Below are 16,104 nucleotides of genomic sequence, written 5' to 3' on the forward strand. Positions count from 1 at the left end.
AACGTCGTCTACCGGCGGTGAACCCTGGCCAATAGACGACGTTTTAAAAACCTTGGTACCGATTAACGGACAGAGAAAGTCCCCTCTCCTATAAGAAAGCCTTCGCAAAACAGTTGTACCGCGTAGTTGCCGGAGGTAAAATCACCGCTCCGGTCATACAATATGCTCACATCCTGATTGTTGTTGGTGTAATCCACCTCTTTTGAATAGGTATACTGGTGCGTCTCCCCGTTGTATTGGAAAGTTCCCGAGCCGGTACCCGTGTCGGAAATTGTAGCGCCATTGGGGTCGAGAATTCTCAGGTAGACCAGCTTGGTTCCCGTCTCTGACAGCGGGTTTTTCTCAAGCATAAAATCCACCCTGATTTTATCTACCCGTTTCGACTTCACTTTTTCACCTTCCCGGACTTTCCCTTTAGAAGAGACCGCATAGGTTTTCACATTCCGGGCTTTTAACGCCGAAGCAATGTGCACTTTCCCGGCAAGTTCCTCTGTTTTTGCCAGTGCGCCCGACAGTGAATCCCTTACAGTTGCTCTTTCCTGGGTCAGCGTTTGGTTGGCGGTAGTCAGCTCTTCCTTTTCACTGAGAAGCTGCTGATTCTCCTGGCGCAATTGTGCGATTTCCTCGTCTTTCTGCTTAAGGAAAGTCTCGTATTCTTTAATTTTGCCGCCCAGATTGGCATTTCCTTTACGGAGTGACGCACGGTCAGCCTCAAGTTGCTGCTTCATCTTGGTCAGCTCTGCCAGGTCGCCGCCCAAACCTTCTACCTCGGCGATTTTCTCGTCCAGCTTCCGCGAAATACTGTCGAGTTTCATTTCCATGCCGGCCAGTTCAGTGACCTTTGCCTGAATGTCCTGGGTTTGCTTGCCCGAAAGCTGTTTTTCCTGGTAATACAGATAGGCGAAGACGCCCGCCAGAATGGTCATAATTACTAATGCGGCGAGGATCCCGGAGTTACTTTTCTTTTCCATAGATTGTGATGGTTTTTTTGAGTGTTACAGCAAAAACCATACCATAATCCGAACGCTTCATCATGAGGGGCCAGAAGGAAGTACTGATACCGTAATAGTGGCTAAAACCGGCCAGATCGGTGTTTTTCAACAAACAGTTTGCTCCAATCACCGGAATCATCGCTTTCCGCAAAGTGTGGAAATCTGTGTCGGACAGCCTGTCAACAAGAAAGCCGGGAAAATGTGCAATTTCTTAAGTGTTTTGTATTTTTGCGCCAAACAGAACGGCCGGTGCCGCCGTTACCATCAATACCAGATTACAAAGCAATGGGAAGAGCCTTTGAATATCGCAAAGCGAGAAAATTTAAACGTTGGGGCCAGATGGCCAAAGTGTTCACCAGGATAGGCAAGGATATTGTTCTGGCCATTAAGAACGGAACGGCCGACCCGGCCACCAATTCAAGGCTGAGAGCAGTTCTGCAGAACGCGCGGGCGGCCAACATGCCCAAAGAAAACGTGGAGCGTGCCATCAAAAGGGCTACCTCCAAAGACCAGGAAGATTACAAGGAGATGGTCTACGAAGGATACGGACCGCATGGGATTGCCATACTCGTCGAAAGCACTACCGATAACCCGACCCGAACAGTAGCGAACGTCAGAAGCTATTTCAACAAGCTGGGCGGCAGCCTGGGCACCACCGGTATGCTCGACTTTATCTTCGAGCGCAAATGCATTTTCAAGGTCAGGAAAGACGGAGTTGACCTGGATGAACTGGAGCTGGAGCTGATCGATTTCGGCGCAGACGATGTTTTCCTGGACGAAGAAAGCGGTCTTATTTTTATTTACGGTGAATTCACTGCTTTCGGAGCTTTGCAGCACCACCTCGAAGAAAACAATTTCGAGCTCGTTGAAGCGGATTTCGAGCGGATTCCGAACGACATGAAAAGCCTTGAACCCGACCAGGTTGCCGAGGTGGAGAAGCTCATCGAGAAAATTGAAGAAGACGACGACGTTCAACGGGTCTTCCACAACATGGAATAAAAAAAAGCCCTTCTCAGGGCTTTTTTTCTTACTTATCCTTGATCTCTTCGTAGTCGATATAGTCTCCTCCTTTTATCGTTCCCGATCGGTCCCGGGGCTGGTGATCAACATGTATTCCATCTTTTTCTTCCCTTTTGCGGAAAGCCTCATTCGCGCGCCGCTGTTCTTTCACCAGCTTACGTCCTACTAAAAGATGTAATAAAAACCTGCGGAAAACGGGCACAAAAATGATCAGGGCAATAAAGATCAAAAGAATATTTAAAATGAATTTAAACATTGTCCAACACTTAAGGCTTACAAAATTATTCCAATTGAATATATAAAGTAAACGAAAAAAAACTGAAAATATTCAGCTTCGTTTATGAAAGGCCCAAAACGGGCCACCAGCGGTGGCGACCGGTGAGAAACGGCCTAGAATTCCTCAGAGTACAAATCGTACTCGTCCGCACCCAATCCGCCGAGAATAGTTTCCGCCACGTACTTGGCCTCTACATTATGTCCCTGTCCTTTCAGCGTATACAGTGAATTCGGCACTTTAAGAGCAAGCAGGCGCTCACGTAGCAGGGTCTGTTGACGGACCGCTACAGACCCGTCATCCAGGCCGTAGAGCAAAATGGTCCGGGGCGCATCAGCCGATGCCAGATGAACCGGGCTTGCCTTCACCAGCACCTCCTCGTTTTTTTTCCGTTCGTCATACCCGGTTAGTCCTTTGATGTCATTAATCAGCGTCGGCGTAAGGTATTTGGCAGAAGCAAGCTCGGTAATGGCGCTCATCCCGAGCACGGTGTGAATCTTCTTCTTTCCGAGGGTGTAAGCATAGGAAAGCGCGAGGTGAGCACCCGCACTTGCGCCCATAATCGCAAACCGGTCGGCGCGGATATTGTATTTCGCAACATTTCGTCGCAGGTAGCTCACACAACTGTCAATGTCCGCCATTTGCTGTTCAAACATTGTTTTGCGCGGATCTAATACCGTTATGGTATAGTTAATGTTCACAATGGTGAGATTTTTCCTCGCCTTCATTACCTCGTCTACCGAAGGCTGAAGGAACCATTTATCGCCAAAAAACCAATTCCCGCCATGTATCATGATCATCACCTCGGAAGGTCGCTCATATACACTTTCCGGGAAAAAAACGTCTACACGCTGATAGGGATTCTTTCCGTAGGCCACGTCACGGTCTTCCTTATAGCGCACGATCGGGTCATTGATCTTTGAATCAAACTCCCTGGAGCTGAGGCTCAACTGATCGCATGACGCAAATAATAAAACGGGGAATGCCCAAAATAGCAACTTCCAGCTCATCGCAAATTTGCAATTAAATACGCCTGTCTTCGACGGGACTACCCCGGCGAAGAAAAACTTACTTAACGGCAAAAATAGCGGACCGGGCCGTATTGCAGTTAGATTTTGATGAAAATCTTCCGGACATACATCCAGCGCAGGATGAGCCACATGAGCAAAAGCTGGAGCATCCCCGCGACCAGCACCTGGTAAGGTTCGCCAAACCAATTCGCGTAGCCGGCCCCAAAATGAATCTTAAGCGAGTCGTCTATGAACCTGGGAAGCACATCGGCCATTACGTACGCGGCAATTGAATTCGCACCAATTACCTTCAGGAAATAGAACGGTTTCTCAATGCCGGCCACATCGGTAAGAAGATAGAAGACCGCAAGCAGGAGAAAACACCATCCGCCGCTCCAGAGCACCCAGCCGGGTGTCCAGATCCGTTTCACGATAGGATTGACTCCCAGTGCCGACAGCAGGAAACCGGCCGCCAGCAATATAACGCCAATCACGATAAACTTCCTGAGCAGCTCCCTGTTCCTGTCCCTGAGCCACTGTCCGGCAAAAAGCCCGAGCACCATTGTGGCCAGCGTCGGGATAAAACTAAGCGTTGCATAGCCGCCGCTATTGAAAAGGAAAGGCTTTTCCCTGGGAAAGAGGTTGAGAAACCAGCGATCAAAAGCCCAGGCCGGATTGGTGTTCTTATTCCAGTGCGCTGCAAATCCCTTCAGATGATGCTCCCAGTCGGCTGTAACGCCGGTCTGGCTCCAGTCAAAACCCGGACCAGGCAGCGGGTACATGGCAAAGAAAAGCCAGTAGCCGATCAGGATGGCGCCGAAAGCCCCCCATTGAACCGGTCGTTTTACAAATGCCAGCGCGAATAAAAAGGGATAACCCAGACCTATTTGCGTGAGGGTATCCTCGAATGTAAAGTTTGTCTGGGCGCTGTGCATGGAACGCAGGAATATACCCAAAAGCACTAAAATAAGCGCTCGTTTAAGCGTATGAAGCCACAGCGAACCGGCGCCCATTCCCCTGCCCTTCCGGGACAGAAGCGAAAAAGGCATGGCCACCCCTACCAGGAAAGAAAACGAGGGCTGAATCAGATCATGAAGCGTACAGCCTATCCAGGGCACATGAGATTGCTGATCAGCCAGGAAAGCCCAGAAAGAACTTTCCGGGAGCGCTTTTGAAACCTGGCGCAACCGCAGCACCTCGGCAAGCATAAGAAACATCACAAACCCCCTGTAAACATCTACGGAAACGACGCGTTGAGGTAATGCCTGATTGACTTTAGCACACATACATTTTTAATAAAACGGAGATCTTTAAAAGTAAAGGGTTGACACTCTGCCTTATGTTGTAATACCGAAAAGCGTCAATCAGGGCTACGCCTACTCTTAAAAAAATGTTTTCCTGTTTTAACTGGCAGCTGATGCCCATACCTGATAAATTTGCAATTTTGCAACCACATCAAAACCGGATTTATGGAACTAGGCCAGGGATACCAGAATGTATTCTTTGTAGGTATCGGAGGCATCGGCATGAGTGCTATCGCGAGATGGTTTCATGTCAACGGCTACCAGGTAGCCGGGTATGACCGTACCCCGACACCGCTTACTGCAGCGCTACAGGAAGAAGGAATCCGGATCATTTTTGAAGATTCCCGTAGTGCTATACCCGCCGGTTTCTCGGAAACTTCCGGCACACTGGTGGTCTTTACCCCGGCTATTCCAAAGGATAGTGAAATTCTGTCCTACTTCCGGGACAGCGGTTTCGACCTCCGGAAAAGGTCCCAGATTCTCGGCTTGCTGGCGGCTGAAATGACCACCATCGCTATCGCAGGAACGCACGGAAAGACTACCACTTCCAGTATGACTGCGCATATCGTCAGGTCATCGGGAATCAATTGCGCGGCTTTTCTCGGCGGCATAACCAACAACTACCAGAGTAATTTTCTGCTCAACCAACCCGCCGCCAATATGAAAGACGTGGTATGCGTGGTGGAAGCCGACGAATTTGACCGGTCATTTCTGACCCTTTTTCCGCATGTTGCCGTGGTAACCTCCACCGATGCCGATCACCTGGATATTTACGGGAACCACAACGAATTACTTTCTTCCTTCCAGAATTTTGTAGACCAGGTCGATCGGGACGGGAAGTTTTTTCTCAGGAAAGGACTCTCCTTGCGAGGCCCCGCGAATACGTACGCTTATGGTCTCGACGAAGGAGATTACCATGCGGGGAATATTCGCGTTGAAGCAGCCAGGTTTGTATTCGATATTCATACGCCTTCCGGCATCGTCAGGGACATCCGGTTGCAGGCGCCCGGCTTTCATAACGTAGAGAACGCAGTAGCCGCCTGCGCGGCCGCCCTTGCAGTAGGCGTCACGCATGAACAGGTCCGGGACGGCCTGAATTCATTCAAAGGCGTAAAAAGACGATTTGAATTTGTATTGGAGGGGCCGCATGTGCAGATTGATGATTATGCGCATCATCCCGCCGAAATCGCCGCTTTCCTGAAATCTGTAAAAGCGCTTTACCCGGGCAAGCCGGTTACGGCGGTTTTCCAACCGCACCTTTTCACGCGTACCCGCGATTTTGCCGACGGATTTGCCGAAAGCCTGGCGCTCGCCGATCAGATTTACCTGCTCGATATTTATCCGGCGCGTGAGCTTCCTATCGAAGGAGTGGACGCCGGAATGCTGCTGGCAAAGATCCCGAAACAGTCGAAACAGCTCGTAGGCCGGGAAGAATTGCTGGAATTGGTAAAGAAATCTCCCCCCGAAATTCTTGTTACAATAGGGGCCGGCGATATCGACAAATTGGTATCTCCGATTAAATCGATTTTGCAACCATCTAATATTCCATAATTTATAAAGATTTATTAATATTACACCCATGTTGAAGAACGATAGATTCTTGAAAAAAGGAGCAAAGCTTGTCCTGTGGGCGGTTGTTTTTGCCCTTTGCGTGGGAATGGCGGAGAGAAAGTTTCTATCACAACGCTGTGAGGAAATTGTGATCAATTTCCCTGAGAGTGAGTCGGCAGCTTTGCTTTCCGAAACTGACATTTTGAATCAAATCAATAAAAACGGCCCCGTGCTGGGGCGTAAGATGGATTTGATTAACCTGGCCGAAATAGAATCCTCGGTCAAAGAAAATGTGTTTGTACGGAACTGTGAGGCCAGCAAGGATTTTTCGGGCAACCTGATTATTAACCTTGACCTGCACAGCCCCGTTGCCCGGTGGGTGGACACGCCCGGGTCCGGGGGCGAATGGAAAAAGGCCCGGGGCTTTTATATTAGCGAAGACGGACATTATTCCGCGCTCTCCAACCGTTATACCATGCATGTACCGCTCATCAGCGGCGAGTATATCAGGAAACTGGGAAGGCTGGACCAGGAGAAAGGGAAAGATTATCTCGCTTTTATACGTTACATTCGCAATGATCCCTTCTGGCATGCCCAGATTAGCCAGATAATGGTGGATCACAGCGGGGAAATCAGCCTGCTGACGACATTGGGCGACCAGGTAATCGAATTCGGACCACCGGTAAATACCGGTGTAAAGCTTAAAAAGCTCAAAGTTTTTTATGACCGGGTGCTTTCCAGCGACTGGAATTCGTACTCGAAAATTAATGTCAAGTTTCAGGATCAGGTAGTTTGCGAATAAATTAAAGATTTGATATGAAGTTGAGCAATGTTATTGCCGGTATTGATTTAGGAAGCAGCAAAGTTTCTATCGTGGTAGCGCGTCCTGTTTCGGACGCTGTCGGTTACTCACTGGAGGTGCTGGGATTCGGAACGAGTCCATTGCCCAAAGGCGCCATCGTAAACGGCTCAGTGGAGAATATTGTGCAGGTAGCAGAAGCGCTTGCGAAAGCACTCCAGCAGGTATCCTCGGTCGCGAACTACCCTTTTGATACCGTAAATGTGAGCTTTGGCGGAATGAACGTCAAGGTGATCGAACAAAAAGATGAAATTATCCGGCCAACCTCCTCCTCCGGAGAAGAGGTTACCGAAAATGATATTGCCCAGCTGATCAGCGAAGTAACAAGGGTCAGAAAGCAAAAAGACAGCAACTACGACGTTATCCATGTACTGCCGCGGTATTTCATGGTCGACAATGTAGGCCATATTACCGAACCCGTAGGCCGCCAGGGCATCAAGCTCGGCGCCGACTTCCTGGTCCTGTCGGGCAACAGCCAGTCATTGAAGCGGACCAAAAAGAGCCTTGAAATCGTAGAGAACAGCTTGAGAAGAGCCAATATCGTGTACTCACCGATTGCTACCGGCCTCGCTGTCCTTACCGAAGAGGAGAAAAACGCCGGGATTGCCCTGGTCGACATTGGTGAGCAAACTACCGATGTGGTTATCTATCAGAACAATTTCATTCGCCATATCGCCTCTTTCCCTATTGCCGGGAAAAATATTACCAATGACCTGAAAACAGGCTGCGGTATCCAGCTTTCCAACGCAGAGGACCTGAAATGTACTTTTGGCGCTGCACTCGCCGAAAATGTTCCGTCCAACATCGAAATATCGATCAATTACCTCTCCGGCCGGCCGCCCCGCAAGGTGCTTAAGAAAAACGTGGCGCTGATTATCGAAGAAAGACTCAAAGAGATCGCAGCGATGGTGTACGGTGAAATCAAGCACCAGGGACTGGAGGAAGAGCTGATCGGCGGAGTTGTGCTTACCGGGGGAACCTCTTCCATTCCCGATATCGAAACCGTTTTCAGCCGTGTAATGGATAACATGAACGTCAGGGTGGGCCTGCCCGAAGGTTTGGACCATACTTCCATGGCCGACATCGTCAGCTCACTTTCCTACGCATCGGCGGTGGGTCTCGCCTGGGCAAGTATCAAACCGCTGGACGAAAGACTGATTACCCGCAAACCCATTAAAATTCAATCTGTTTCTGAGCAAAAGAAAGAAGAAGAAACGTATTACAGAAACGACCGGAGCACCGCCTCAGAGCAGAACCCCGGCAATACCCGTTCTTCATCCGCCCCGTTAATTGATATCGGCGGCTGGCTTTCCAGTATCAAAAATACCTTTATCAGCAACCGCGACCAGGCCAATGACGGCGGAAGCTACGGAGATGAAGACGAAAAATAAAGAAACGCTCAATTATGGATATTGAAGATTTTTTTAAACAGGACTATATCATCAAGAAGATTGTGAAAGATACACCAACCGGAGAATCACACGCACCCATTATCAAGGTGATTGGGGTAGGCGGCGGCGGCGGGAATGCCGTCAACTACATGTATAAGAAGAAAATCAAAGATGTGGACTTTGTGATCACCAACACGGACCGCCAGGTTCTGCTGGAAAGTCCCATTCCTGTTAAAATCCAGCTAGGCGCCACGCTTACGGGCGGACTTGGAACCGGTATGGACGTCACCTTCGGGAAGAATGCGGCCATTGAAAGTGAAGACGAAATCAAAGCGGTGCTGGGCGGTTCTACCAAAATGGTTTTCATCACTGCCGGTATGGGAGGGGGAACCGGAACCGGAGCCGCTCCGGTAATCGCCGGGATTGCCAAAAGCATGGGTTTGCTTACTGTTTCTGTGGTAACGGCGCCCTACTCGTGGGAAGGCCGCAAAAAGCTGGAACAGGCCATGGAAGGTATTGCCGAGCTTCAGGCAAACAGTGATACGGTACTGGTTGTGTTGAACGATAAATTGGAGGAGCTTTATGAAGATCTCCCCCTTTCCAACGCATTTGCGCAGGCAGACAATATCCTGCTTTATGCTGTACAAAGTATCTCCGAAATTATCACCACCAGCGGAACCATCAATACGGACTTCCGGGATGTTGAGAAAGTCCTGAAAGGCGCCAAACAATCGGTTATGGGTACGTCGGAGGGCGAAGGGCCCGACCGCGCGCTCAATGCGATTGAGAAGGCGCTGGATTCGCCTCTTCTCAACGACCGCGATATTTCAGGCGCTCAAAGTATCATCGTCACGATCGCTACCAGCTCTAAAAAAGAAGCCGTTGTTCGCGAGCAGCGGATTATTACTTCCTACGTCACTGAAAAGGTAAAAGGAAATCACTCCCTTTTCAAGCTGGGAACAATTTCCGACGAAAGTCTTGGCGAAAAACTCCGTGTTACCATCGTAGCATCGGGTTTCGACAAAGGCGGAAAACTGGAAATCCCGGACCTCGATAAAAAAAAGACTGATGATCCTTCGGATGAGATACCGGAAGCGGTCAGCTCTGACAAGAGCGGTCTGTTTGAAGAAGATACCCGCGTGGCAAATGAGTTTACCCCGGAACCTCAGGGTAGCTTTATAAAAGAGGAAGAATTTGAGCTCGAGGACACAAAAACAGGACCTTCCGTGATTGCAGTTGACGACTTCGATAACCGGGTCGTATTTGCACGGCACGATGATCTGCTCCGAAAAACACTGTACGTGGAGCATACCGGGAAGGAAGGATGGAGCCTCGCTGAAGAAAGGCGTCTTGCTTCGCTGTCGGACTGGTTTAAGAACAACAGGAACCCGAATTGGGCAGAACTGGAATCGCCTGCTTTCCGGCGCAACAACCTGGAGTTGTGGCAACACCCCGACATCCCGGCAAGCGAAATGGAGAAATTCAATTTGAGTGATAAAAAAAGAGGAGCTTAGGCCCCTCTTTTTTTTAATTGCCCGCCCACCTCGTTTCCGCTATTACTGTCTGTTGGCCTTATGTCCCGAGCTTTTCAATACTACCTGATTTACAAACCTTACGGTATGCTGAGCCAGTTTACCAAAGAAGGAGAATGGACCACGCTTTCCGACCTCGGCTACCCGTTCGAAAAGGATGTTTACCCGGTCGGCCGGCTTGATGCCGACAGTGAAGGGCTGCTGCTGCTCACCAACGACAATCAGCTAAAAACGAGGCTCCTCGATCCGAAAAACAAACACTGGCGGACGTACTATGTGCAGGTGGAGGGAATTGTTACCGACGAAGCCTGCAGGAAAATGTCCGCAGGGGTTACCATTTCTGTAAACGGGAAATCTTATCAAACCCGGAGGGCTATGGCAACCCCCATTGACCCGCCGGCGCTTCCCGAACGGGTTCCACCCATACGTGTGAGAAAAACAATCCCGGATTCCTGGCTGTCACTCTCGTTATCGGAAGGTAAAAACAGGCAGGTAAGAAAAATGACTGCTGCTGCCGGCTACCCGACGCTGAGATTGGTTAGGATGGCGATCGGCAACCTGAGACCGGACGACATGAAGCCGGGAGAAGTCCGGGAACTGAACAAGTCGGCCGTACTGGACGCAATCCGCTGAAAACCCGCTTCAAATTACCCCCAATTTCTCCCCTATGCTCCGTTGCCTGGCTTTCCTGTTGTTCCTTTGTCCCATCAGCATTTCAGCGGTCCATGGTCAGCCCAAAGCACGCCATAACCTGACCTTTGACCGGCTACCCGTTGTTTGGGACGAAGCCCTGCCCCTTGGCAACGGAACGGTAGGCGCGCTGATCTGGGAAAAAGATCACAGGCTGCGTTTCTCTCTCGACAGGGCCGATATTTGGGACATGCGGCCCATGAAGGGATTGCACAGGAAAGAATTTTCTTTTGACTGGGTGCGCGGCCAGGTGTTGAAAAACGACTACAAACCGGTACAGGAATACTTTGATGCGCCCTATGACAGGGAGCCGGCTCCCTCGAAGATCCCTGCAGGTGCGTTGGAGTTTGAACTTCCCGGAAATATCCGAGCCGTTTCGGCATCGGTCAGCCTCGAAAACGCAACCTGCGAAGTACATTGGAACAATGGTCTGAAACTTACCACTTTTGTACATGCCACTCAGCCAGTGGGATGGTTCCGGTTCGAAAATGCCGCGGAAGAAATTAAGCCGGTACTGGCTCCTCCGCCCTATCAGGCCCGGATCGGTAATAGCGTCACCCCGAATTCGCTCATCGGCGATGACCTGGCCAGGTTGGGCTACAAACCCGGTGTGGTTAAGAAAACCAGCAACGAAATTACCTACGAGCAGGAAGGCTGGGGCGGACTTATCTATCGCATCTCTGTCCGATGGAAAAAGGTGAACGCGACTACCACCGAGGGTGCCTGGAGCGTTTCTGCGCACTACCCCGGCAAAAATGCGTCCGGCGCTTCTAAAATCCTGGCCGCAGCGTTTCCTGCCGGGATGAAAACCGCCTTCGCCAGCCATGCGGCCTGGTGGAACGATTTCTGGCAAAAGTCGGCCGTTTCGGTCCCCGATTCTCTCCTTGAAAAACAATGGTACCTCGAACAATACAAATTCGGATCTGTAGCCCGGGAAGATACTCCCCCTATTTCTCTCCAGGGCGTTTGGACCGCCGACAACGGGAGAATTCCGCCCTGGAAAGGCGACTTTCACCACGACCTCAATACCCAACTCAGCTACTGGCCTGCCTACAGTGGCAACCACCTGAAAGAGGCGCTCGGCTATCTTAATCATCTCGATGCCAACAAAGCCAATTACAAACGGTATACCCGCCAATATTTTGGGGTTGAGGGGCTGAATGTACCGGGTGTCACTACGCTTGACGGTACCGAGATGGGCGGGTGGATTCAGTATTCACTCTCCCCGACCGTATCCGCGTGGCTTGCCCATCATTACTACCTGCAATGGCGTTACAGCATGGACAGGGAATTTTTGAAGTCCAGAGCCTATCCGTGGTTCAGGGAAGTAGCTACTTTCCTCGCAGGCATCACCCGGAAAGACGAAAACGGTTTACGGCAATTGCCTTTAAGCTCAAGCCCTGAAATCAACAACAACAGCATCAACGCCTGGTTTACCAAAAATACCAATTATGACCTGGCGCTTATGAAGTTCGTATTCAAAACGGCCGCGGAATTGGCCCGGGAGCTGGCCCTGGAAAAAGACGCAGCCAGGTGGCTGGCCCTGTACTCCGAATTCGGGGCGTTTGCAACTACCGGTAACGATGAACTCATGTTTGCGGAAAACCTGCCTTATCATGAGTCACATCGGCATTTTTCTCATTTGATGGCCATACACCCGCTGGGGCTCATCAAATGGGAAGACGGAGAAGCCGCCCGGTCGGTTATCAAAAACACCATCAGGTCGTTAGAGACAGTCGGCCCGGCCCTTTGGTGCGGTTACTCCTACTCCTGGTCAGCCAATCTGTATGCACGGGCAAAAGACGGCGAATCTGCCGCCAAAGCACTCCGGATCTTCGCCAAAGCATTTTGCCTTCCCAACAGTTTTCACGCCAACGGCGACCAAACACGATCAGGATACTCTACCTTCACTTACCGGCCTTTCACGCTGGAAGGAAATATGGCCTTCGCTGCCGGGCTGCAGGAGATGCTCCTCCAAAGCTATAACGGCGCAATCGAAATCATGCCGGCGGTCCCCTCGGAATGGCAGAACATTTCATTTCGCCGGCTCCGGGCTGAAGGCGCCTTCCTGGTAGACGCATCCATGCGGAACGGCCGCCTTGAAACGGTAACCATACAATCTGAAAAAGGTGGAAAAACCAAACTGATGCTGCCGCTCCGCGAATGGAATATTACGGCAGGCAGCAGTTTCAGGGTAGCAGATGCCGGGGACGGTTATACCGCGCTGGACGCCGAACCGGGCGCTAAACTGGTGCTGACCAGGAAATAACCCAATTGATTTGACCGGCCGTCGTGAGTACCAATCGGTCCTGCGACAGATATTGCAATAAAACGAAGCCGACACTTTGGAAGCGAACAACAACACAATCCACCTGTGGAGCAAGCGCTCAGTTGCGGGAGCCCTATTTTTGCTGGCAGCAACTTTAACTGCCTGCCAGAGCTCCAAAACCGGGCCGGATACCGAAAAGAAAGTTAACTGGGCCGAGATAGATACATTCTTCACTCCTCCGCCTGCATACAACAACAACCCGGGTCCCTATGCGTCGCCGCTCGTTTTTGACAACGGCGACACCGTAAAATCGAGCGCTCAATGGGGGGTACGGAGAAAAGAAATCCGGGACAAATGGCACCAACTGATGGGTTCCTGGCCCGAGCTGATCACCGACCAGGAACTTACGATTACCGCTTCGGAAAAAAAGGATGGTTTTGTTCAGCATACGGTTAAATTCAAGTGGCTTCCCAACGAAGAAACCCAGGGTTACCTGCTTGTTCCTACATCGGCAAAAAAATCGGCTCCCGCGGTTATTTCCGTATTTTATGAGCCTGAAACCGCTGTCGGAATCGGTGGGAAGCCCTATCGGGACTTTGCCCTTCAACTGGCAAAACGGGGGTTTGTCACGCTTTCGCTGGGAACCACCGCTGCTTCCAAAGCCCATACTTTCTCCCTTTATTACCCGTCAATTGATAAGCCTGCACTCCAACCCCTTTCCGCCCTCGCTTATGCCGCCGCGAACGCGTGGCATGCCCTCTCGAAACGTCCTGAAGTAAACGCCGCAAAGATTGGGATTGTAGGACATTCCTTCGGCGGAAAATGGGCTATGTTCGCCTCCTGTCTTTTCGACCGGTTTGCCTGCGCAGTCTGGTCCGATCCGGGGATCGTATTCCAGAATGACCGCGAAAGCATCAACTACTGGGAGCCCTGGTACCTGGGGTTCCATCCGAAACCCTGGAGGAAACGGGGCCTGATAACGCCCGAAAACCCGGCGTACGGATTGTACCCGGAGCTGATAAAAAATGGCAGAAACCTGCATGAACTTCACGCTCTCATGGCGCCGAGGCCCTTTTTGGTGTCGGGAGGCGCTGAAGACCCGGTAGAGCGCTGGCACCCTCTTCAACATAGTATCGCCGTCAATCGGCTGCTCGGATTCGAAAAAAGGGTGGCCATGACCAACCGCCCGTTACATGACCCGAATGCAGGCTCAAACGAGGTAATTTATCGCTTCTTTGAAATTTACCTGGCGAAAAAATAGTTTTTGCTCGCTTGCAAAACAAATAACTAATAAAATAGTTTGTATACTAATTACTTAGTTATATATTTGCTAAAGTCTGCCGGCCCACTTAACGGCAGCAATTGATAAGTATGGAAAAACGGTCGTTAACGCGCGCAGAGGAAGAGGTGATGCTCATCCTCTGGGAAAAAGGCAAAGGATTCGTCAAAGACATACTGGCAGAAATGCCCGAACCCAAACCTGCCTACAATACGGTCTCAACCATTATCCGCATTCTGGAAAAGAAGGGTATCGTTGGGTACAATGCCTATGGCAAAACGCATGAGTATTTTCCGCTGCTCTCGAAGGAGGACTACAAAAAGTCTGAAATGGATCAGCTTATGGGGACCTACTTTGAGAATTCTCTTTCCAACCTGGTGTCGTTCTTTGTAAAAGATAAAAAAGTCAATACAAGGGAATTGGACGAGATTCTGGATATTATCAATCGCAAAAGTGTGAAGTAACAATTTCCATCTTCTTAACACCTAACCGCCGACCGATCATGAACCTTCTGATTTGGACAGGGGAAGTAGCGCTATACTGGCTCTTCTTGTATGGATTTTTCTACTTTTTTCTTAGGAAATTTACACATTTCAGATGGAACCGGGCCTATTTACTGGGAAGCCTGGGCGTCTCTCTGCTTCTACCGTTCATTGAAATACCGACCGGCGCCAGTGAACCCATAGTTGCCTATACGGCCGCTTTGAGACCCGCAACCATCTCCCCCTCCTTTCATAGAACCGATAAAGATTTATGGCTTCAGCTACTCCTCGCCATTTACCTGGCCGGCGTGCTGGTTGCCGGTCTGAAATTTGCCGCCAAGCTCCTTTCGTTATCCCGCATCTGGCGAAACGCTACCCCGATAAGCCCGGAAAAAGCCGGTGCTATGGTTTACTTGCTTCCCGATGGTGAAACCAGGTCCTTTTCATTTTTCAAAAAAATAGGCTTATCCCCGGAGGACAATACGGCCCATTACGAAACGATCGTAGCACACGAAATGGTCCATGTAAGACAGTGGCATTCACTCGATATTATTATCACTGAAATCCTCCAGATTGTTTTCTGGTTTAACCCGACGATCCGGCTGTACCGCCGGTCGTTGCAGGAACTACACGAGTTCCTGGTAGACCGTGAGACCGGAAACCGTGACGCTTATGCCCGGTTCCTGGTTACTTATACCTTGAACTACCCCGAATTGAGCCTCGTAAATAATTTCTTCAAAGCATCACTCCTGAAACAGCGGATTGAGATGCTTTACCGCGAAAAAACCTCGGGATGGAAAGTGAGCGTGTATGCTGCTTCAGGCCTGATTACCTTGCTGCTTGCCGTAGCAATTGCCGCATGTACCGACGTTTTCACCAAAGAACCGGTAGTAATAGAGACGAACGAAAAAATATTTACAGCGGTAGAAGAAGTGCCCGAGTTTCCGGGTGGGACGGCCGAGATGTACAGATACCTGCAAAAACACATCAGGTATCCGGGGCCTGCCGCCAGGGCCAACGTACAGGGAAAGGTATTCCTCCAATTCGTGGTAACCAAAGAGGGCGCGGTGAAAGACATAAAGGTATTGAAAGGTATCGGCTTCGGTTGCGACACCGAAGCGGCCCGGGTAGTAAGAAACATGCCGAGGTGGGTACCCGGCCGGCAGAAGGGCCAGCCCGTCAATGTTCAATATACCCTGCCCGTTAACTTCCAGCTTGAGACTGCCGAAGGAGAAGTTACCAAAATGTACCCCCCGACGATCAGCGGCCCCGATGGGTTAGAGCTGAAAACGATGTATTTCATCGGGGCTAAAAAAGTGGAGTTTTCAGGCCGGCCACATCCTAATGACATCAAAAGCGTTAAGGTACTGGACGGTCAAACCGCCTTCAAAGCCTACGGTGAACAGGGTAAAAACGGTGTTGTGGAAATTCAATTGAAGGAAATCCACTGA

General features: G+C 50.3%; 14 protein-coding genes. 10 read left to right on the forward strand and 4 right to left on the reverse strand.

The genetic code is table 11. The annotated features are described in order from the left end of the window. Positions 1–62: 62 nt before the first annotated feature. Complete coding sequence (locus ABD852_RS06200) at positions 63–971, reverse strand: hypothetical protein (protein ID WP_345027258.1); 909 nt, start codon at positions 969–971, stop codon at positions 63–65. A 306-nt stretch (positions 972–1,277) separates the two neighbouring features. Here ABD852_RS06200 and ABD852_RS06205 point away from each other — a divergent pair, with 306 nt between their 5' ends. After that, a complete protein-coding gene (locus ABD852_RS06205) occupies positions 1,278–1,991 on the forward strand; it encodes a YebC/PmpR family DNA-binding transcriptional regulator (RefSeq protein ID WP_345027260.1) in 714 nt (237 codons plus the stop codon). 28 nt (positions 1,992–2,019) lie between these two features. Here ABD852_RS06205 and ABD852_RS06210 read toward each other — a convergent pair whose 3' ends face one another. The 3 genes from ABD852_RS06210 to ABD852_RS06220 form a co-directional block, all read right to left on the reverse strand. Then, entirely contained in the window at positions 2,020–2,268 is a 249-nt protein-coding gene (locus ABD852_RS06210; RefSeq protein ID WP_345027262.1) for a DUF4834 domain-containing protein, read from the reverse strand. 134 nt (positions 2,269–2,402) lie between these two features. Further along, positions 2,403–3,296 (reverse strand): alpha/beta hydrolase, encoded by an 894-nt coding sequence (locus ABD852_RS06215; RefSeq protein ID WP_345027265.1) that lies wholly within the window; start codon positions 3,294–3,296, stop codon positions 2,403–2,405. A gap of 98 nt (positions 3,297–3,394) precedes the next feature. Next, a complete protein-coding gene (locus ABD852_RS06220) occupies positions 3,395–4,582 on the reverse strand; it encodes an acyltransferase family protein (RefSeq protein WP_345027268.1) in 1,188 nt (395 codons plus the stop codon). Between the two features lie 183 nt (positions 4,583–4,765). Here ABD852_RS06220 and murC point away from each other — a divergent pair, with 183 nt between their 5' ends. The 9 genes from murC to ABD852_RS06265 all read left to right on the forward strand — a co-directional run bounded on the left by murC (position 4,766) and on the right by ABD852_RS06265 (position 16,104). Then, complete coding sequence (gene murC, locus ABD852_RS06225) at positions 4,766–6,151, forward strand: UDP-N-acetylmuramate--L-alanine ligase (protein WP_345027271.1); 1,386 nt, start codon at positions 4,766–4,768, stop codon at positions 6,149–6,151. Between the two features lie 28 nt (positions 6,152–6,179). After that, entirely contained in the window at positions 6,180–6,953 is a 774-nt protein-coding gene (locus ABD852_RS06230) for a cell division protein FtsQ/DivIB (protein WP_345027275.1), read from the forward strand. Positions 6,954–6,967: 14 nt separating this feature from the next. Beyond that, on the forward strand, positions 6,968–8,401 hold the full coding sequence (gene ftsA / locus ABD852_RS06235) for a cell division protein FtsA (RefSeq protein WP_345027278.1): 1,434 nt from the start codon (positions 6,968–6,970) through the stop codon (positions 8,399–8,401). 14 nt (positions 8,402–8,415) lie between these two features. Further along, positions 8,416–9,915 (forward strand): cell division protein FtsZ, encoded by a 1,500-nt coding sequence (gene ftsZ, locus ABD852_RS06240; RefSeq protein ID WP_345027280.1) that lies wholly within the window; start codon positions 8,416–8,418, stop codon positions 9,913–9,915. 60 nt (positions 9,916–9,975) lie between these two features. Continuing rightward, on the forward strand, positions 9,976–10,566 hold the full coding sequence (locus tag ABD852_RS06245) for a pseudouridine synthase (protein WP_345027283.1): 591 nt from the start codon (positions 9,976–9,978) through the stop codon (positions 10,564–10,566). Positions 10,567–10,600: 34 nt separating this feature from the next. After that, positions 10,601–12,892 (forward strand): glycosyl hydrolase family 95 catalytic domain-containing protein, encoded by a 2,292-nt coding sequence (locus tag ABD852_RS06250; protein ID WP_345027285.1) that lies wholly within the window; start codon positions 10,601–10,603, stop codon positions 12,890–12,892. A gap of 76 nt (positions 12,893–12,968) precedes the next feature. Further along, positions 12,969–14,153: an alpha/beta hydrolase family protein gene (locus ABD852_RS06255; RefSeq protein ID WP_345027286.1), complete on the forward strand. Its 1,185-nt coding sequence runs from the start codon at positions 12,969–12,971 to the stop codon at positions 14,151–14,153. Positions 14,154–14,263: 110 nt separating this feature from the next. Next, positions 14,264–14,635: a BlaI/MecI/CopY family transcriptional regulator gene (locus tag ABD852_RS06260; RefSeq protein ID WP_345027287.1), complete on the forward strand. Its 372-nt coding sequence runs from the start codon at positions 14,264–14,266 to the stop codon at positions 14,633–14,635. A 38-nt stretch (positions 14,636–14,673) separates the two neighbouring features. Then, positions 14,674–16,104, forward strand: coding sequence for a TonB family protein (locus ABD852_RS06265; protein WP_345027288.1), 1,431 nt, complete (start codon positions 14,674–14,676; stop codon positions 16,102–16,104).

Origin of the sequence: Ravibacter arvi (assembly GCF_039540405.1) — a bacterium.
GTDB classification, from domain to species: domain Bacteria; phylum Bacteroidota; class Bacteroidia; order Cytophagales; family Spirosomataceae; genus Ravibacter; species Ravibacter arvi.